The following is a 17,884-nucleotide window of genomic DNA, read 5'->3' on the forward strand; positions in this document are numbered from 1 at the left end:
GAGCGGTGGCGAAGGTCAGACGGTGCAGAGCGGGCGGATCTCGTTGCTGCCCTGAGTGGTCGGCGACGTCAACAGCAGGCAGGCGTTGTAGCCACGGCTCTCGACGACGCCACGGATCTGCTTCCACTGATCGGCACTCACCTGCGGCGACCGCGACAGGACGAAGCCGGACGTGCGGAACGGGTCGCCCACCAGCGCCCACGAGTAGTCGTCGGCGATGTAGGTGACGATGTAGTTGGTGGGACCCTCGGGGTTGTCCTGGGTGGGAACGCCGGGGAAGCTCACGTGCAGCTGCGCCTGCGTGACCGGATCGTTCACCCGGGCGTTGCCGATGATCTCGTTGGCTCCGCCGTCCCAGCGGGTGCAGTTGTTCTGCACGCGCACGTTGCTGGGGTCGAGCACCTGGTAGTTGGCCCGAGTGTCCTTGGCGCAGTTCAGGTTGAACGGCTGCGGGACGGCCGCGATCTGCCACCAGTCACCGGCGTAGCGCTGGACGTCCAGCTGGGCGATGGGCTGCAGGGGCTCGAACAGGGGCTGCGCGGACGCGGCGCTGCCGCCGGCGAGCAGTGCTCCGGTGACCAACGCTCCGGCGACTGCCGTGCGGATGATGCTGCGGATCATGAGGTGACTCCTTCTTTCGTGGCGTTCGGACTGTCTTCGGAGTGTGGGTCGAGTTCGGTCGGCCACCAGATGCGGGGACCGATCAGGGTGAACAGGGCCGGAATCACGATCGTGCGGACCACGAAGGTGTCGAGCAGGATGCCGAGGCCCACGACGATCCCGAGCTGCGTGAGCAGAATGAGGGGCAGGACGCCCAGCACGGTGAACACCGCGGCGAGCACGATGCCCGCGCTGGTGATGACCGCGCCCGTCGACGCGACGGCGCGCACGATGCCCGTCCGCGTCCCGTACGACGGTGTCTCCTCGCGCGCCCGGGTGACGAGGAAGATCGTGTAGTCCACACCCAGGGCGACGAGGAACAGGAACCCGAACAGCGGCACGTTGTCGCCGAGGGCAGGGAAGCCGAAGATGTTCTCGCTGGCCCAGCTGCCGATGCCCAGCGCCGCCAGGGTGCTGAGCACCGTCGTGGCCACGAGCACCAGGGGTGCGAGGGCCGACCGGAGCAGAGCGAACAGAACGAGCAGAACCACCAGCAGGATCACCGGGATGATCACCAGGCGGTCGCGAGCTGCGGCATCGGACGTGTCCAGCGCCTGCGCATCGCTGCCGCCCACCAGAGCGTCGGCACCCGTGATCGGTGCGACAGATGCACGCAGGTTCTCGACCGCGGCGAACGCGCCGTCGGAGGACGGTTCCGCGTCGAGCACGACGGACCACTCGGTGAGACCGGTGTCGGAGGTGCCGGGCTGGGAGGTGCCGGGCTGGGAGTCCGCAGTTCGGGACACCGACACCACGCCGTCGGTGTCCTGCAGCGCTGCCTCGACCTCCGAGGCCGCTGCGGTCCGCGCGACGACGACGGTCGGATCGGACTGCCCCGCCGGGAAGTGCTCGGCGAGCGTGTCGATGCCGGTGACGGATTCGGCGGTGACGCGGAACTGCTCGGTCTGGGACAGGCCGACGGTCGTTCCGACGAGGCCGAGAATGCAGACGGCGAGTGCGACCAGTGACACCGCCGCGGCGCGGCCGGGGCGACGACCGACGGCGTTGGCGACGCGGAAGAACACGCCCTTGTCCGTCGGCTCGGGATCGCCCACGCGAGGAACGAACGGCCAGAACAGCTTCCGGCCGAACAGCGAGAGCAGTGGCGGAAGAACGAAGAGCACGAAGACGGCGGCGACCACGAGACCGGCCGCGGCCAGACCGCCCAGACTGCGCGTGCTCGGCAAGGTGCCCAGCAGCAGCGTCAGGAGCGCGAGCACCACCGTCGCGTTGCTCGCCACGATGGCCGGGCCGGCGCGCCGTACGGCGTGGTGCAGGGCGACCCGGTGGTCACTCTCGCGACGCAGCTCCTCGCGGTACCGCGAGATGAGCAGCAGCGCGTAGTTGGTGCCGGCACCGAACACCAGGACGCTCGTGATGCCCGAGGTGCTGCCGTCGAACGAGAGCCCGGTGAGCCCGGACACGGCGGTGCCGACCGTCGAGGCGACCCGGTCACCGAAGCCCACGACGGCGAGCGGCACGAGCCACAGAACCGGTGATCGGTAGGTGGCGATGAGCAGCAGCGCGACGACGAGAGCAGTGACGCCGAGCAACGTGACATTGGCCCCGGAGAAGGAGTCGGCGATGTCGGCGGCGAATGCGGGACCACCCGTGACCTGCGCGGTCAACCCGTCGGGAAGGCCGTCGGTAGCGGCGGTGCGCAGCTCGGTGACCAGATCGGCCAGTGTCGTTCCGGACTCCGACGTCGACACCTGGACGGGGGCGATGGCCGCCTCGCCGTCGGGTGCGGGAACGACCGGGGCGTCGGGCGCACCCGCGTCCACGCCGCGCTCGACACCGTTCATCCGCATCCTCGCGGCAGCGACGTCGGCGAGGTCCTGTTCGGACAGGGCGCCGCCGTCGGCACGCGTCACCACGAGGATCACCGGCGAGAGGTCGGCGTCGGGGAACTCCTCGAGCAGGGCGTCGACCCGTGCCGATTCCGCGTCCGAGGGGAGCGATGTCGGTGAACTCCCGGCAGCGGAGTTGCTCCCGACGCCCCCGATCAGTGCGCCGGCGGCCAGGACGACGAGAAGGGCGACGATCCAGGACCGAGGCCCCGAGACGAGGCCGGCCACGCGGTTCCACACAGAGTTGTCGCTCACCGGGAAAGTGTCTCAGTTAGTTGATCGTTAAGCAACTGAGACATCGGTCAGAGCTGCGGCGAGTACGCTGACACCCGAGTTTTCGAAGGAGAATCTGTGTCAGCACACGAACGGTCGGAGCGGTCCGACGCGACCGACGCCGACGGTGCCCGGCGCGATCTCGAGTCCACCATCGCCGCCGACATGCGGGCCATGACGGCCGAGTCGGATCAGCTCGGCCGTGTGTTCGGCGCTCGACATCACCTCAGTGCGAACGACTTCCGAGCCCTGCTGCACATCATGGTCGCCGATGTCGGTGGACGCCCGGTGTCGCCGGGCGAGCTGGGATCTCTCCTCGGACTCTCCTCCGCCGCCATGACGTATCTGGTGGAGCGGATGATCACGTCCGGCCACATCCGCCGGGAACCCGACACGCGGGACCGACGGCGGGTCATCCTCCGCTACGACGAGCCGGGGATGGACGTCGCACGGCAGTTCTTCGGTCCGCTGGGCCAGCACGTCCACGAGTCGCTGTCCGCGCTGCCGGACACGGATCTCGCTGCGGCGCATCGTGTGTTCGGCGCCCTCACCGACGCCATGCAGACCTACCACCAGGAGATCAAGAGCACCGGATGATCAGGCCCCGAGCTTCTGAGCGAGCATGACGATGATGCCGCTGGGTCCGCGCACGTACGTCAGCGCGTAGACACCCTCGTAGTTCGCGACGCCGCGCAGCGGGTGGCAGCCGTGCCGAGCGGCCACAGCCAGCGCCTGATCGAGGTCGTCGACCTGGAATGCGACGCGGTGCATGCCGATCTGATGCGGGAGCGTCGGTTCCGTCTCGATCATCGTCGGATGGCGGTTCTGGAACAGTTCGATGCGGCCGACTCCGTCCGGCGTCTGCAGCATCGCGATGTCGGCGTGATTGCCGTCGAGCCCCACCGCGGTGTCGGCCCACTCGCCCTGGACCGTGTCGCGGCCGAGGAGAGTCAGACCCAGATCGGTGAAGAACGCGATGGCCTCGTCGAGGTCGCGTACCGCGATCCCGACGTTCTCGAGTCGTATCGACATCTTCTCGACCCTAGCGGCCGGTGTGCTCCACGATGACGTCCTTCACCCGATCGACGTCCGCGGGCACGACGTCGAAGCGTTGCGGAAGATCCTCGATGCCCTCGAACGCGGGCGGGCGCTCGGGCTCGGTGCCCAACGCTTCCCGCACGATCTCCGCGAACTTGGCCGGCAACGCGGTCTCGAGCACGATCATCGGCACGCCCTCGCGCAGGTTGCGACGGGCGACACTCACGCCGTCCGCGGTGTGCGGATCGATGGTGACGCCGTAACGCTCGGCGACGTCGCGGATGGTCTCGACGCGGTTCGCGTGCGTGCTGCGGCCGGACACGAAGCCGAACTCCTGGATGCGATCGAACTCGGGAGTGCCGGAGAAGTCGAAGCCGCCGTCGGTGTCGAGCGCGCGGAACAGCTCACCGAGCCGGACGGCATCCTGGGCGACGAGGTCGTGAAGGAAGCGCTCGAAGTTCGACGCCTTGGAGATGTCCATGCTCGGGCTCGAGGTGTGGTGGGTCTCGGCTGCGGCGCGGGGGCGGTAGACACCCGTGCGGAAGAACTCGTCGAGGACGTCGTTCTCGTTGGTCGCGACGACGAGCTGATCGATCGGCAGGCCCATGCACCGGGCGATGTGCCCGGCACACACGTTGCCGAAGTTGCCGGACGGCACCGAGAACGACACCCGCTGTCCCGGCCCGTCCGTCGCGAGCAGCCACCCGTGCACGTAGTAGACGACCTGCGCGACGACCCGACCCCAGTTGATCGAGTTGACGGTGCCGATGGCGTGGTGGGCCTTGAACACGGCGTCCTTGGAGACGGCCTTGACGATGTCCTGGCAGTCGTCGAAGTTCCCCTCGACCGCGAGGTTCACGATGTTCTCGTCCTGCAGGCTGAACATCTGGGCCCGCTGGAAGCTGCTCATCCGGCCGTGTGGACTCAGCATGACGACGCGGATGTTCTTCTTGCCGCGCATCGCGTGCTCGGCGGCGCTGCCGGTGTCACCCGATGTCGCGCCCAGAATGTTGAGTTCCTCGCCGCTGCCCGCGAGCGAGTACTCGAAGAGGTTGCCCAACAACTGCATCGCCATGTCCTTGAACGCCAGCGTCGGACCGTTGGACAGGCCCAGGAGATGGAGCGAGGTGCCCTGCTCCTCGCCGAGCGAACGCAGTGGGGTGATGAGGGACGTGTCGTCGCCCGGCCGGCCGTTCGAGTAGACGTCGGCCGTGTACGTCCGGCGCGTGATGTCGCGAAGATCCTCCGCGGGAATGTCGTCGGCGAACTTCGAGAGCACCTCGAAGGCGAGGTCGGCGTAGGACAGTGAGCGGAACGACTCGAGCTCGTCGGCGGTCAGCTGCGGGTACGCGGCCGGCAGGTAGAGACCACCGTCGGGGGCCAGACCGCCGAGAAGGATGTCCGAGAAGTGCTGGGGCAGGTTGTGACCCCGCGTCGACTGATACTGCATCTTCGTCTCTCTCGTCCGGTGGCGCGCCCGGCTGACAACTGTGCCACATCCGCCGGTCCGGACCGGATCTGGTGCAGTGAACCGTGGACAGCACGGTCGGCTGCACCGGATCATCCGGTGACGAAGCGTCGCACCTCGGCCGCCACCTCGTCGGGCCGTTCGACGAGGTCCCGCCACGTGTACCGCAACACCGTCCACTCCCTGCTGAGGACGTTCTGTCGGATCCGGTCGCGGTGGAACGCGGCGCTGTCCGAGTGGAAGGCCCACCCGTCGATCTCCACGCAGACCCTGGCGTGCGGGAACGCGAAGTCGAGGATGTAGCCCGCGTACGGCAGGTTCACCCGCAGCCCGGTGATGTGCGCGGATCTCATGATCCTGCGGAACAGCCGTTCGGCCTCGGACCGGGCACCGCCCTCGGCGGCGCGCAGGAGCTGCTCCGCTCGCACGTACCCGCGACGTCCGGGGTTGCGAGCGTGCGCTCGTCGGAGATGGTCGAGGGTCATCGTCTTCTGCAGGGCGCGATCCATGACCTCGGGGCCCAGCACCGTCGACGCCTCCAGAACGGTCAGCGGCGTCCTCGTCACGAGGACACGGCGCACGATCACGACGTCGATGTTCGGCAGGTCGCGCCGCCGCAACCGGACACCCGTGATTCCGCGACCGGAGCCTGTCCGGGGCACGGTCACCTCGATCGTCTCCGGGGCCCGCGGAAGCATGCGATACCAGTACGCGGCTGCAGGACCGGACAGCGCGCCCGTACTCGTGGACCACACCGCGCACCGGATCCGCGCGTCGTCGGTGAACGGTCGGTCGACGGCGAAGAACACTCCGCGACTCGTGCGCCGCCAGCGGCCGGTGTGGACGCGCCACTCGATGGCCTCGGGGGTGAGTCCGGCGGTGCGGGCCTGCGCGCTGGTCACCACCCCGTCCTGCTCGGCCAGCAGTCTCTCGATCATCTCGCACTGGACGCGCGCGCCTCCGCGGCAGTTCCGTGGATCGGATCCGGTGCAGTGAACCGGGTACAGCACGGTCGGCTGCACCGGATCACGGCCGCTCCGGACCCGGCTGGCAGTGCGGGCACCACCAGGTCCGCCGTCGCTCCGGATCTCCTGGTACCTCGGCGACCACGCGGATGGTGGCGCCGCATCGCAGACAGGGTTTGCCCGCCCGGCCCGCCACCCAGTGCTGCCGACCCGGCCTGGTGTCTCCGGTGGTCACCTGCATGGCCCGCGGGGTGGACACCGAGTGGCGCATCGCCTTGCGGGTGAGGGCGACCAGTCGAGTGGCGTCGACGTCGGTCGCCGGCACCCACGGCCCGAGCCCGCGGAGGAAACACAGCTCGTTGGCCCACAGGTTGCCCGGCCCGGCCATGACGCGCTGGTCGAGCAGCACCGCGACGATCGGGCGCGGATCCCGCGTGATGTTGGCCGCTGCCTGCGCGGCGTCGAAGTCGTCGTGCAGCGGATCCGGGCCGAGATACGACAGCGCCGCGTCGGCGTCGCGGGTGGTGGAGAACTCGACCACCGGAAGCGACAGCCCGTACGCGGTGGGCCCGTCGCGCACGGCCAGCCGCACGCGTACGTCGGGATCGAGGCGACGGGGCAACCGCCGGCCGGGGGCGGTGACGGTCCACGACCCCGTCATCCTCAGGTGCGTGTGCAGCGTCAGGTCGCCGTCGAGATCGGTGAGCAGGTGCTTCCCGTGCGTCCGGTGCCGCAGGATCGTGCGGCCGGCGAGGTTCTCCGTCGCGTGGGCGGGGACGTTCAGCCGGCCCTCGGCCAGTTCCCGGCCGTCGAGCGCCGCCCGCAGCCGTGCCGCGAGCGCGTGAACCGTGTCCCCCTCCGGCACGTCAGGTCCAGTACAGGAGGTGCGCCGCAGGCAGGGCGTCGTGAAGTTCCGCGGTGAACCACCTCTTCATCTCCGCCATGGTGTCCTTCGGATAGACGTACTTGACGCCTCCGAACTTCGAGCGCTTGGCTGATCGCGAGTCCTCGTCCATCTCGAGCTTCGTGGCCGGGTACCAGCTCAGCAGCACGTCCTTGCTCGACGGGGTGAATCGGTGCGTGATGATCTCGGCGGTGAGGTCGACGTCCGGAATGTCGGCCAGCGCCGCGGCGATGTCGGCGAGGAGCTCGCCGTACTGCTCGCGCCAGCCGGGCACGGGCATGATCGGAGCGATGGTCACGCCCACCGGGTACCCCGCCTGTGCGAGCGCACGCAGCGCCGCGATGCGCGCGGGCATCCGCGCCGTGCCGCCCTCGAAACGGTTCCCGATGTCGCGGGCGTTGACCGACAGCCGCACCCGGGTACGCCCGCCGTGGTCGAGGCCCACCAGCTCGGTGACGTCGTCGAACTTGGTGGTGAAGCGGAGGGAGGCGCCTGGTCCGAACTCGTCGGTGCCGACCCGCGAGATGGCGGCGGCGAGTGATCCGGTGACGTGCTCGATGCCGAGAGGGTCGGTGTAGCAGGACATCTCGAAGGTGGTGCCCTCGTGTCCGCGCTCGGCGGTGCCGCTGGTGATGGTGCCGCGGCCGACATGCGTCGCGATCGGGGCCAGGACGTCGTCGAGATTGGCGTACACCCGCGTGACCGGTGGGCCGGACAGCGAACCGGCGAGGTAGCAGTACTGGCAGTGCGCCGGGCAGCCCTTCGCCAGGTCGATGCGCCAGTCGGCGCTGGGCGGGATGGGTTGCGGCTTCAAGGCACTGGGCGGGGCGACCACGACCGCCAGCGTCGACTTCGCCCGTGCGTAGGTCTCCCGCTCGGACTCGCCGCGCAGCCCGGTGAGGCGATCCGCCGGGAGAACGTCGATCTCCGACACGCCCGCGGCCTCGCACCGCCGCACGATCTCGGCGGTGTGCGGCAGCTCGGCGGCCGACTTCGTGATCATCACCCGCCGGGGTGTCCACAGGCGGGTCGGAGTGAGCAGTGCATCCGTCATCACCACGAATCAACGCTCGGTGTCGTGCGATCCTTCCCGCTGATGATCGCGATTGCGGCGCAGCGCGTAGGTGCGCAGCTTGCTGAAACCGCGCACCCGCAGGGGTCGGAGCGACTTGAGGTAGAACTCGTCCTCGCCTGCCAGGGCGTCGGCCGTCTCGCTGTCCACCAGCACCGTGCCGGGGTGCGCATTGCTGGTCAGGCGGGCGGCCATGTTGACCACGGACCCGTACAGGTCGCCGAATCGAGCGAGTACCGGACCGACGGCGATACCGACGCGCAGGGCGGGAACATCGTCCCGGTCGGCGAAGGCGTCGTGCAGTTCCAGGGCGATCCGCGCCGCGTCCCGCGGGTCGGTGGTCTGGAACATCACCTCGTCGCCCACGTTCTTCACCACCGATCCGTGGCCGCGGGCGATGATCGTCGTGGCCACCGACTCGAACTCCTCGAGCAGCGACGTCAGCTCGGAGACATCGAGTCGACGGGTGAGCGAGGTGTACCCGACCATGTCCGCGAAGCCGACCGCGAGCACCGTGTCGGTCTCCCCACTCGACTCGACGGACAGTGCGCGCCCGGCCACCGCGGCGAGGTGTCGACGCCACACGTAGTTCTGCAGCTTTTCCATGGTGGGCACCGTGTCGGCGGCGGTGACCCGCGACTCCGATCGAATCGCGTCCGGATCGGCGGCGTCGGCAGCGATACGCGAGCGAATGTAGGAATTGACCACGCCCACCTGCCACTCGGCCAGGCGCGACATCGACTGTCCCAGTGTCCGCGCGACAGCCACCTCCATCGACTTCTCGACGACGTTCTCGTCGACGAGGGTCGTGAGCAGGCGCAGGGCGTCGATGTCTGCATCGGTGAACATGACGGCATTCGGATCGGGACTGACCGGAAATCCCATCGCGATCCAGAGCTGTTGCGCGCGTTCGAGATCCACGTTCGCCAGCTCGGCGACCTGGTCACGGGTGTAGGTGGGTTCCTCGCCCAACAGGGTCTGTTCGACCTCGTTCTGCCGGAAGGTGGGCCGACCGGGGTCGGGTGGGCTGGAGTCAGGCATGGTCGAGGGTCCGCTCGTAGACCGCGCGGACCTCGGCGATGTGCTCGTCCAGCGTCTCCGGCGTCCAGTCGGTCGTCGGAATCGGTTCTCCCACCGTGACGGTGACGGTGCCGGAGTGCGCGGTGAACGACGACTTCCACATGACGTCGCCCGCTCCCTGGAGGATCAGTGGGACCACCGGGACTCCGGCTGCCATGGCGAGATGGAAGCCGCCCTTCTTGAAGCGCCCCAGCCGTTCCGTCGGCATGCGGGTGCCCTCGGGGGCCACGGCCACCGACACGCCGCTGTGCAGTTTGTCGATCGCCGGCTTCATCGCTTCCCGCGCCGCGGCGTTGTTCGATCGGTCCACGTACGCCACGTCGAAGAGGGCTCCGAGAGGGGCGAACCGGGGGTCGCGGCTCAGCTCCTTCTTCGCGACGGCCGTGATGTCCCGACGCAGGACGCGGGCCACGACGATCATGTCCATCGTGGACTGGTGATTGAACAGGAACACCGCCGGGCGATGGCTCCACGCGTTCTCCTCGTTCACCACCTCCACCGTGATGCCGGTGAGAGCGAGAGCGACCTCCGGTGCGACGGCATTGGTGACGTTGGCGCCGACGCGGCGACTACGGCTCAGCACGCCCATGGTCGCACCGAGTCCGGCACTGGCCAGAACGGAGCCGAGGGCGGCGACGCTGCGCACGGTGGACGTCAGATCGGCTCCGCGCGTGGGCTTGCGCAGCTGGACGCGGGACCATCCGCGGTCACGTGCGGTGCGATCGAGCTCGGGGTCCGGGTTGAGCGCCACGGGACGACCGACGGTCTCGAGCATCGGGACGTCCTCGATGCCGTTGGAGTAGCCGAAGCACACGGAGGTGTCGACACCCTCGGTCGCCGCCCAGTCCTCGATCCCCTCGGCCTTGCGCGGGCCCCACAGCGACCGGCCGTCGAGGAGGCCGGTGAGAACGCCGTCCGGACCTATCTCGGGGTGCGTGCAGATCAGGTCGTCGAAGCGGAGGTCCTCGACCACGGGCTGAGCCTGGTACGGGGTCGCGGACGTCGACATCACGACGCGGTGGCCGGCCCGGCGATGCGCGGCGACGAGGGTGCGGACCTGCGGGAAGATCTGCGAGGCGATCTCGGAGCGGAAGAGCCGCTGGGCCTGCTCCATCAACTCGTCGTGTGTCTTGCCGCCCAACGCGTGCACGGCCTTGTCCATCAGATTGTCGACGGTGGTCCCACGCACCCGCATCTCCACGACGGCGCTGCTGATCTCCCACAGCTCGAACAGGTCGACGTCGAAGCGGCGAAGACGCTCCTTGAACACCGCGGTCGCGGAGTACCCGTCGATGACGGTGCCGTCGAAATCGAAGAACGCCACCACTTCCGGGCCTTCCGGAGCCGTGGCGACGTCGTCGAGCAGATCCTGGAACGTGTGTGCTGGGTGAGTGCTGGTCACCGGTGTCCTCCGGAGGCGTTGTCTGGCCGATCGGGTGTGTCTGCGCCGTCGACAGAGTCGAGGGCCACGTGCACCATCGTGCGGATGCGTCTGCTGACGCGCCCCCACGCCGCGATGTCCGCCGCGAACTCCCTACGGCGGGAGGCGATGTCGTTGTCCTCGGTGGAGAGAAGGCCGCGATTGTCGGCCAACTGCAGTGCGGTGTCGAAGAGCTCGTTCGAGATGGCCTCGCTGTGCTCGAGCTGCTGTCGGAGCCGCCGCGACTGCGCGACGCCCAGGCAGTCGTCGAGGAACGACACCTTGTCGAACTTCGCGCCGGGAGTGAGGGTGAGCAGCTGGTCGGCCACCACCTGATAGGCCTCGAAGATGGGCTGCAGTACCCGGTGGGCGAGATGGAAAGGCTGCGACTGCAACGACTTCAACGCGTACCCGGGATGATCCAGACCGGTGCGCCACTGCGGATCGATGAGATCGACCTCGGCCTCCAGCCGCTCACTGAACTCGCGTTTCTCGCCGAAGAAGAACTCGAACTTCAGCATGTCCCGCAGCTCCAACGCGGACTTCCACAGATCGTCGGCGGCCACCGCGCCCGTGGGGCAGTCCTCGGTGCGCAGCACCACCAACTCGCCGATAGCCCGCATCACGAAGAAGTGAATAGCGTTGTTGCGGAAGAACGACGCGACCAGGTGCTTGTCCTGCGCGAGCAGGAACAGCGGCTCCGGTCCGTCGTCGAAGCGCCGCACCACACCCGCCGCGACCTGCGCACGCACAGCGGCCGTCATGACGTCGATGTCGGTCAGATCCACCCCGCCCGCCGTCGGGAGGCCGCGCTGCTGGATGTACGTCGCCAACGGCTCGATGATCGACCACATCTCACGCTTGTTCAGCGCGCGGTCCTCGATGCCGAGCATCGCCATCGCCACCAACGCCGCCGGCGTCACCGGGGTGGACTCGTTGATGGCATGCGACACCGCGAGCGCCGCACGTTGCACCGCGACCCGCTTGTCGTCGTACTCGTCGAGGAACTGCCGTGCCGATATCGGCGTCCCGAACCGCAGATACACGGTTCCGCGTAACTGGCCCTGGGCGCGGACGTACCCGATGGCCATCCGGATTCCCTCGGCCTGCTTCGTCGCACCGTGCGACTCCTTGGCCATCTCGCCGACCTCGTGCAACCGGTCGTACGTGATGGACGTCGGGACGAGGTACGCGTCGGCCGCCGTGCTGTTCTCCAGTGCGTCGAACAGATAGGTGAGCAGGCCGAAGCGCGGTGGCCGGAGCTTCCCGGTGCGGGACCTGCCGCCCTCGATGTACCACTCGAGGTTGAACTTCTTGCTCAACAGGAAGCTCATGTACTGACGCAGGGTCCACTTGTAGACCGCATCCGAGAACTTGCGCTGGATCAACACCACACCGCTGCGCTTCGCGAGCGGGCCGATGGGCCAGAACCCGACATTGATGCCGCCCATGACGTGATTGAGCGGGAAGCCCTGCTCGAGCAGAGCGGGCCGCAGAACCAGCGGGTCGAGGTAGGAGCGGTGATTCGGCAGGAAGACCAGCGGGAACGACTTGTCGAGATCGCGAAGTTCGGCGAGCTTCTCGGTGTCCACCTCGACGCGGTACGCCCGCGAGAAGAAGGCGCCGAGCTGACCCCAGAGTTCGACGGCGCCCTTGTTCTCGGTCGCCACCATCTCGTCGAGGATCTCGTGGACCCGGGCATTGACCGCCGACACCGGAGTGTCCACCGATGCCGCCAACTCGGCCAGATCGGCACGGAACTGCGAGCGTTCCGTCATCTCCTCGACGACGAAGCGCGGCACCTTGTACTCGCTGCCGATGACCTCGCGTTCGGCCTTGTCCAACGTGAGGCTCGCCTGACGCGCGATGTAGGACGACAGGGAGCGGCCCGCCGTCGCCTCGAACCGCTCCCGCAGCGCCGACAACGAGGCGGGTTCGCCCTCGATGATGCGCGACTCCCCGCGGCGTGCCCGCCCCAGACGCAGACCGAAGCCCTTCCTCGGAGCCTTGGTCCAGCTGACGCGGATCGGGGTGATGAGTGGGTTGGCGCCGCCGGCACGCTCGGTGAGTTCGTCGAGGGCCTTGCCCGTCATCACGACCGACTCCGGCCGACCGTCGCCGTGATGACGATCGATCCAGTCGTCGGCGGCGTGGACGTCGACGTCGGAGACCGCGTCGATGAGGAAGACCTGCTCGTCGGCGGACGAGGATCTCCCCGTCAGCGGATGCTCGGTCGAATCCAGTTGAGACATGTCCGCTCGCCTTCCCCCTCCGATGCGCCACCGGTGGTGGGCCGTGCACGTGATGGTCCGCAACGCTACGCCCGGGACAGGTACCCCGGTGCCACTTTCACCAGCCGCCCCGGCCGCGGAACCGAAGTGGTGCATCCGTCACGACATGTCCACCTTCTCGTTGTCACCCACGTCCGGCTTGTCGCCCGTGATGCGGGACTTGGCGTACGCGATCAGCGTCGAGACCTTCGACCCCGGCGCCGACCAGAACTCGGCGCCCTCCGACTCCACGCGGATGAGGACGACCTCGTCCGACTCGGGCCCGTTCTCGAACCACGCGGCGACTCCCTGGCTCCACAGGTCCTTCTTCTTCGCATCGTCGAGCACCACGCTCGCGCGCCCGGACAACGAGACCCACGACGTGCCCGACTGGAACGAGACGTTGACCGACGGATCGGAGCGGATGTCGGCCACCTTCCTCGAGTCGTTCGCCGCGAAGAACCACAGATCGCCGTCGAACTCGGTCTCCTGCAGGGCCATCGGCCTCGCCTTCAGGTGGCCGTCGGTGCCGTGGGTGGTGAACATGCAGAGCTTCGCGTCGGACAGCAGTTCTGCGACGCGGGCGGTGCCTTCGGTTCGCTCGTCAGTAGTCATGCGGCACGGCTACCCCCGGCGGCGGGTGTGCAACCGGCCGAGGCCGACCTCGCTGCGTCGAGCAGTGTCGGTGGGTCGTGCAAAACTGCTGTCGCGTCCGGTCTGCTCCCTCTCCGGTCCACCCCAGTTCCAGTCACACCCGAGATCCACTCGCGACGAGAGGCACCCGATCATGAGCGCTCCCGCCCGGCGCCGCGCCCCCCGACCCGGCGAGGCGTTGTCCGCCGAGGACCTCACGACACTCGCGGACGGGCTGGCGGTCGGTCGTCGCGTCACCGTCTACCTCCGCGAGGCGACGCCGTCCCTGGGCCTCGAGGCAGGCGCCTCGGCGCGCGTGATCTCGGTCGACGGCACCACGGTGACGGTGAGCCCGAAGGGCATCGACGATCAGTTGCCGTACGAAGCGGACGAATTGCGGCTGAGCAAGGACGCGCCACAGCCCGCGCGCAAGGCCACGAAGGTCGCTCCGCGCACGACGGCGGCGCGCCCGACCACCCGTCCCGCCGTGGTCCCACCCCCCGTCGTCCCACATGCAGCGACGCCCCGATCGGAGACCCCGGTGCCTGAAGAATCGACACCCGAGAAGTCGGTGGCCACGCCGGCTCTCGCGCCGGAGACGTCGGTGAAGCCCACCGCCCGGCCGACGCGGCGTGCCAGGGCTCAGCCTGCGCCCGTGTCGGTGACCGTGACGTCGGGGCCCGACGATCAGTGGACCGTCACCGTGTCGCACGGTGCGAAGAAGCTGGCCAAGCCGTCGGACGTGACGGCAGACCGGGTCCTCCGCGCGATCCGCGAACTGGGCGACGATGTGGCTTCCGCTGCCGTCGAGGACAAGATCGAGGCGGCTCGGGCTGCCGCGCTCGAGCGGGTCGAGGCCCTGAGTCGGGAACTCGACGAGGCACGCCGCGCGCTCGATCGACTGAAGAACGAGTAGAAGCGTCGCGTTCCGGGTCGCACGTATTGCTACGGTGTGCGTGACCTCGGAGGGGATACATGCTCAAGAAAATCGTGCTCGTTGCCACCACGGCCCTGGCGCTCGCCGGCGGAATCGGAGCCGGCACCGCGTCGGCTGCACCCGTCGCCGTGCTCGGTGGTGGATCCGGAGTGCTCGTCGCGGACAGCACCGGCAAGGGCAAGTTCGACTGCACACTCACCACCATCGGCAACGATGCCGCCGGTCGACTGGTCGGTATCACCGCAGGTCACTGTGGCGTTCCCGGTGATCTGATCGGCGCCGAGTACCTGCCCGACGCAGGTGCCGTCGGCCGTATCGTCAGCTCGGTGCCCGGCCTCGACTACGCGGTGATCGAGTTCGATCGGGGTCGCGTCGCACCGACCAATCGTGTCGGCAACGTGACGATCACGGGCGTGGGGGCGCCCTCGACCTTCCCCGGCATCATGTGCAAGGAAGGCCGCACCACCGGCAACACGTGCGGCATCACCTACGGTGAGCTCTTCCAGAACGACCGTACGTACACGCAGATCTGCGTCCAGCAGGGTGACTCGGGCGGCCCCGTCGTCGCCGGCACCACGCTGGTGGGCATGGTCAACGCGTACCTCGGCATCCCGTGCATCGGTCCCGAGGTGGGCACCAACATCCAGACGGTGCTCGACGACATCAACCGCGGTGGCGGCGTCGGTACCGGGTTCACCGTCACGGCCTGATCGCCGGACATCACAGCAGCACGACGAAGGCCGTGACTCCCGAGAGGGGGTCACGGCCTTCGTCGTGTCGGCTGGGTGGAGCTGTGGATCAATTGACGCGCAGGCACGCCTTCAACGTGGTGAGGTCACCGGCGAAGCCGGCGCCGTCGCACGTGACGCCACCGAGGGAGTCGACCCGGACGGTCGATCCCGGTGCCGCGATGGCGATGGACAGACCCGGGTTCAGGCCGAGTGCCTCCGCGACGGATCCCGGTCCGAACGCGATGGCGGCCGGTGCCGCGTAGCCGACGGCCGAGCTGCTGGCGATGCCACCGTTGAGGCCGAGCGCCAGGGCGAGTGCGTTGCGGCTGGCGTCGGCGGACGCGTCACCGTAGGCGGCAGCGGCGCTGGAGGCGTCGCTGGTCGCCGAGCACAGACCACCGGCGGGCACGGCGTCCGCACCGAAGGGTGCCTGGCATGCCGTGACCGGTGCAGCCGACGCGGTGGCGGGCAGGAATGCGGCGACACCGAGCGCGACGGTGAATGCTCCGGCGATGGTTCTCTTGACTACTGACATGACGTGGGTTGCCCTCTCCCGAAAAGGATCGACGGCAACGATCGTTGCCGCGTCTTGGTCGAAGGATGCCCCCGCCGGGTATCAGCCAACGCCGACGATGGTCACGGTAGAGTCACGGTCTTGTCACCGCGTGGTCTCAGCTGCAGACAGCGCCCTGCGATGCGGATCCCACGAGCTTGGAGTACTTCGCCAACACGCCGCGCGTGTAGCGGGGCGGGAGCGGTGCCCACTCCGCCTTGCGCGACTCGAGTTCCGCGTCGTCGACCAGCAGATCCAGGGTTCCGCTGGCGACGTCCAGACGGATGCGGTCGCCGTCGCGGACGAAGGCGATGGGTCCACCGTCGACGGCTTCGGGGGCGATGTGTCCGACACACAGGCCCGTCGTGCCACCTGAGAAGCGCCCGTCGGTCATCAGGAGGACGTCCTTGCCGAGTCCCGCGCCCTTGATGGCACCGGTGATCGCCAGCATCTCGCGCATGCCCGGACCGCCCTTGGGGCCCTCGTACCGGATGACGACGACGTCGCCGGACGTGATGGTGCCGTCCTCGAGGGCGTCCATCGCGGCGCGCTCACGCTCGAAGACGCGGGCGGTGCCCTCGAAGACGTCGGAATCGAAGCCGGCCGACTTCACGACGGCGCCACCGGGAGCCAGCGAGCCCTTCAGGATCGTGATGCCGCCGGTCGGGTGGATCGGCTCGCTCATCGCGCGCAGCACCAGACCGTCGGGATCCGGCGGGGCGATGTCGGCGAGGTTCTCCGCCACCGTCTTGCCGGTGACCGTGAGGCAGTCGCCGTGCAGCAGGCCGGCGTCGAGCAAGGCCTTCATGACGACGGGAACGCCGCCGATGCGATCGACGTCGGTCATGACGTGGCGGCCGAACGGCTTCACGTCGGCGAGGTGCGGCACCTTGGCGCCGACGCGGACGAAATCGTCGAGGGTGAGGTCGACACCTGCTTCGTACGCGATCGCGAGCAGGTGCAGCACGGCGTTCGTGGAACCGCCGAAGGCCATGACGACGGCGATGGCGTTCTCGAACGCTTCCTTCGTCATGATGTCGCGCGTGGTGATGCCGCGACGCAGCAGTTCGACGACGGCTTCGCCGCTGGCACGAGCGAATCCGTCGCGACGCTTGTCGGGAGCGGGCGGGGCGGCGCTGCCGGGGAGCGACATGCCCATGGCCTCGGCCGCGCTGGCCATCGTGTTGGCGGTGTACATGCCGCCGCAGGCACCCTCGCCGGGGCAGATGGCGCGCTCGATGGTGTCGACGTCCTCACGCGACATCAGGCCGCGCGAGCAGGCGCCGACGGCCTCGAACGCGTCGATGATGGTCACCTGGTGCTCGCTGCCGTCCGAGAGTGTCGCGAAACCGGGAAGAGTGGAGCCCGCGTAGAGGAAGACGCTCGCGAGGTCGAGGCGCGCGGCCGCCATGAGCATTCCCGGCAGCGACTTGTCGCAGCCGGCCAGCAGCACGGAGCCGTCGAGGCGCTCGGCGCTGATCACGGTCTCGACCGAGTCGGCGATGACCTCACGGGAGACCAGCGAGAAGTGCATGCCCTCGTGGCCCATGGAGATGCCGTCGGACACGGAGATGGTGCCGAACTCGAGGGGATAGCCGCCGCCCGTGTGCACACCCTCCTTGACCGCCTTCGCCAGGCGATCGAGCGAGAGGTTGCACGGGGTGATCTCGTTCCACGACGACGCGACGCCGATCTGGGACTTGCCCCAGTCCGCGTCGCCCATGCCGACCGCGCGCAGCATGCCGCGCGCTGCGGTCTTCTCGAGTCCGTCGGTGACGTCGCGGCTGCGGGGCTTGACGTCGGCCGTGTCGGCGCTGGTGGAGGTGGTGGCGTCTGCGGGGGTGCTGCTCATGGCAAAAACCCTAGACCGCACCGGAATCGCCGATCATCGGGCACCGCACTGCACCTCGAACGTCGTTACCCTTCCGTTACCAACCAGTGACCCGATCGCGACACTCGCGATGCGCTACCGCGTGGTAGCGCTGGCATCGTCATGCCTATCGAGAGCACGTCCCGCGTTCGACGGATCG

General features: G+C 68.6%; 16 protein-coding genes. 3 read left to right on the forward strand and 13 right to left on the reverse strand.

Annotation, left to right across the window (positions count from 1 at the left end; genetic code table 11):
- Window positions 1-15: 15 nt before the first annotated feature.
- Both HQ325_RS11735 and HQ325_RS11740 read right to left on the reverse strand, forming a co-directional pair.
- Window positions 16-621, reverse strand: a complete 606-nt coding sequence (locus HQ325_RS11735; RefSeq protein WP_222629682.1) for a lipocalin family protein — start codon at window positions 619-621, stop codon at window positions 16-18.
- Window positions 618-2,765 (reverse strand): MMPL family transporter, encoded by a 2,148-nt coding sequence (locus HQ325_RS11740; protein ID WP_308014501.1) that lies wholly within the window; start codon window positions 2,763-2,765, stop codon window positions 618-620. Before HQ325_RS11740 ends, HQ325_RS11735 begins: the two co-directional genes overlap by 4 nt.
- Before the next feature lie 183 nt (window positions 2,766-2,948).
- Between HQ325_RS11740 and HQ325_RS11745 the strand changes: the two genes are divergently transcribed.
- Complete coding sequence (locus tag HQ325_RS11745) at window positions 2,949-3,380, forward strand: MarR family winged helix-turn-helix transcriptional regulator (protein ID WP_222630971.1); 432 nt, start codon at window positions 2,949-2,951, stop codon at window positions 3,378-3,380.
- Here the strand turns inward: HQ325_RS11745 and HQ325_RS11750 are convergent, their stop codons facing one another.
- The 9 genes from HQ325_RS11750 to HQ325_RS11790 all read right to left on the reverse strand — a co-directional run bounded on the left by HQ325_RS11750 (window position 3,381) and on the right by HQ325_RS11790 (window position 13,615).
- Window positions 3,381-3,815, reverse strand: coding sequence for a VOC family protein (locus HQ325_RS11750; RefSeq protein ID WP_222629685.1), 435 nt, complete (start codon window positions 3,813-3,815; stop codon window positions 3,381-3,383).
- 10 nt (window positions 3,816-3,825) lie between these two features.
- On the reverse strand, window positions 3,826-5,271 hold the full coding sequence (gene thrC, locus HQ325_RS11755; RefSeq protein WP_222629688.1) for a threonine synthase: 1,446 nt from the start codon (window positions 5,269-5,271) through the stop codon (window positions 3,826-3,828).
- 110 nt (window positions 5,272-5,381) lie between these two features.
- Entirely contained in the window at window positions 5,382-6,227 is an 846-nt protein-coding gene (locus HQ325_RS11760; protein WP_222629690.1) for a type IV toxin-antitoxin system AbiEi family antitoxin domain-containing protein, read from the reverse strand.
- A gap of 88 nt (window positions 6,228-6,315) precedes the next feature.
- Window positions 6,316-7,119, reverse strand: coding sequence for a DNA-formamidopyrimidine glycosylase family protein (locus HQ325_RS11765; RefSeq protein WP_222629692.1), 804 nt, complete (start codon window positions 7,117-7,119; stop codon window positions 6,316-6,318).
- 1 nt (window position 7,120) lies between these two features.
- Window positions 7,121-8,212: a spore photoproduct lyase family protein gene (locus HQ325_RS11770; RefSeq protein ID WP_374107230.1), complete on the reverse strand. Its 1,092-nt coding sequence runs from the start codon at window positions 8,210-8,212 to the stop codon at window positions 7,121-7,123.
- A 9-nt stretch (window positions 8,213-8,221) separates the two neighbouring features.
- Entirely contained in the window at window positions 8,222-9,271 is a 1,050-nt protein-coding gene (locus HQ325_RS11775) for an adenylate/guanylate cyclase domain-containing protein (protein ID WP_222629697.1), read from the reverse strand.
- Window positions 9,264-10,712, reverse strand: a complete 1,449-nt coding sequence (locus HQ325_RS11780) for an HAD-IB family hydrolase (protein WP_222629699.1) — start codon at window positions 10,710-10,712, stop codon at window positions 9,264-9,266. The genes HQ325_RS11775 and HQ325_RS11780 overlap by 8 nt, the downstream gene beginning before the upstream one ends.
- On the reverse strand, window positions 10,709-12,982 hold the full coding sequence (locus tag HQ325_RS11785; protein WP_222629702.1) for a glycerol-3-phosphate 1-O-acyltransferase: 2,274 nt from the start codon (window positions 12,980-12,982) through the stop codon (window positions 10,709-10,711). The genes HQ325_RS11780 and HQ325_RS11785 overlap by 4 nt, the downstream gene beginning before the upstream one ends.
- A gap of 138 nt (window positions 12,983-13,120) precedes the next feature.
- The gene (locus HQ325_RS11790; protein ID WP_027506110.1) at window positions 13,121-13,615 is read right to left on the reverse strand and encodes a pyridoxamine 5'-phosphate oxidase family protein; all 495 of its coding nucleotides are present in this window, start codon (window positions 13,613-13,615) and stop codon (window positions 13,121-13,123) included.
- Between the two features lie 172 nt (window positions 13,616-13,787).
- Here HQ325_RS11790 and HQ325_RS11795 point away from each other — a divergent pair, with 172 nt between their 5' ends.
- Together HQ325_RS11795 and HQ325_RS11800 are read left to right on the forward strand one after the other, a co-directional pair.
- Window positions 13,788-14,549, forward strand: a complete 762-nt coding sequence (locus HQ325_RS11795) for a DUF6319 family protein (RefSeq protein ID WP_222629705.1) — start codon at window positions 13,788-13,790, stop codon at window positions 14,547-14,549.
- 59 nt (window positions 14,550-14,608) lie between these two features.
- A complete protein-coding gene (locus tag HQ325_RS11800) occupies window positions 14,609-15,280 on the forward strand; it encodes a S1 family peptidase (protein WP_222629708.1) in 672 nt (223 codons plus the stop codon).
- 88 nt (window positions 15,281-15,368) lie between these two features.
- Here HQ325_RS11800 and HQ325_RS11805 read toward each other — a convergent pair whose 3' ends face one another.
- Window positions 15,369-15,836, reverse strand: a complete 468-nt coding sequence (locus HQ325_RS11805) for a DUF6764 family protein (protein WP_222629710.1) — start codon at window positions 15,834-15,836, stop codon at window positions 15,369-15,371.
- 136 nt (window positions 15,837-15,972) lie between these two features.
- Entirely contained in the window at window positions 15,973-17,706 is a 1,734-nt protein-coding gene (gene ilvD, locus HQ325_RS11810) for a dihydroxy-acid dehydratase (protein WP_222629712.1), read from the reverse strand.
- Window positions 17,707-17,884: the final 178 nt, after the last annotated feature.

It is taken from the genome of Rhodococcus sp. BP-349 (genome assembly GCF_019835845.1).
GTDB lineage: Bacteria > Actinomycetota > Actinomycetes > Mycobacteriales > Mycobacteriaceae > Rhodococcoides.

Coding starts and splice junctions, on each gene's coding strand:
- ilvD (WP_222629712.1), bottom strand. CDS start 17,706: ATGAGCAGCACCCCCGCAGACGCCACCACCTCCACCAGCGCCGACACG.
- HQ325_RS11745 (WP_222630971.1), top strand. CDS start 2,949: ATGCGGGCCATGACGGCCGAGTCGGATCAGCTCGGCCGTGTGTTCGGC.
- HQ325_RS11785 (WP_222629702.1), bottom strand. CDS start 12,982: ATGTCTCAACTGGATTCGACCGAGCATCCGCTGACGGGGAGATCCTCG.
- HQ325_RS11735 (WP_222629682.1), bottom strand. CDS start 621: ATGATCCGCAGCATCATCCGCACGGCAGTCGCCGGAGCGTTGGTCACC.
- HQ325_RS11805 (WP_222629710.1), bottom strand. CDS start 15,836: ATGTCAGTAGTCAAGAGAACCATCGCCGGAGCATTCACCGTCGCGCTC.
- HQ325_RS11770 (WP_374107230.1), bottom strand. CDS start 8,212: ATGACGGATGCACTGCTCACTCCGACCCGCCTGTGGACACCCCGGCGG.
- thrC (WP_222629688.1), bottom strand. CDS start 5,271: ATGCAGTATCAGTCGACGCGGGGTCACAACCTGCCCCAGCACTTCTCG.
- HQ325_RS11800 (WP_222629708.1), top strand. CDS start 14,609: ATGCTCAAGAAAATCGTGCTCGTTGCCACCACGGCCCTGGCGCTCGCC.
- HQ325_RS11750 (WP_222629685.1), bottom strand. CDS start 3,815: ATGTCGATACGACTCGAGAACGTCGGGATCGCGGTACGCGACCTCGAC.
- HQ325_RS11775 (WP_222629697.1), bottom strand. CDS start 9,271: ATGCCTGACTCCAGCCCACCCGACCCCGGTCGGCCCACCTTCCGGCAG.
- HQ325_RS11760 (WP_222629690.1), bottom strand. CDS start 6,227: ATGATCGAGAGACTGCTGGCCGAGCAGGACGGGGTGGTGACCAGCGCG.
- HQ325_RS11795 (WP_222629705.1), top strand. CDS start 13,788: ATGAGCGCTCCCGCCCGGCGCCGCGCCCCCCGACCCGGCGAGGCGTTG.
- HQ325_RS11790 (WP_027506110.1), bottom strand. CDS start 13,615: ATGACTACTGACGAGCGAACCGAAGGCACCGCCCGCGTCGCAGAACTG.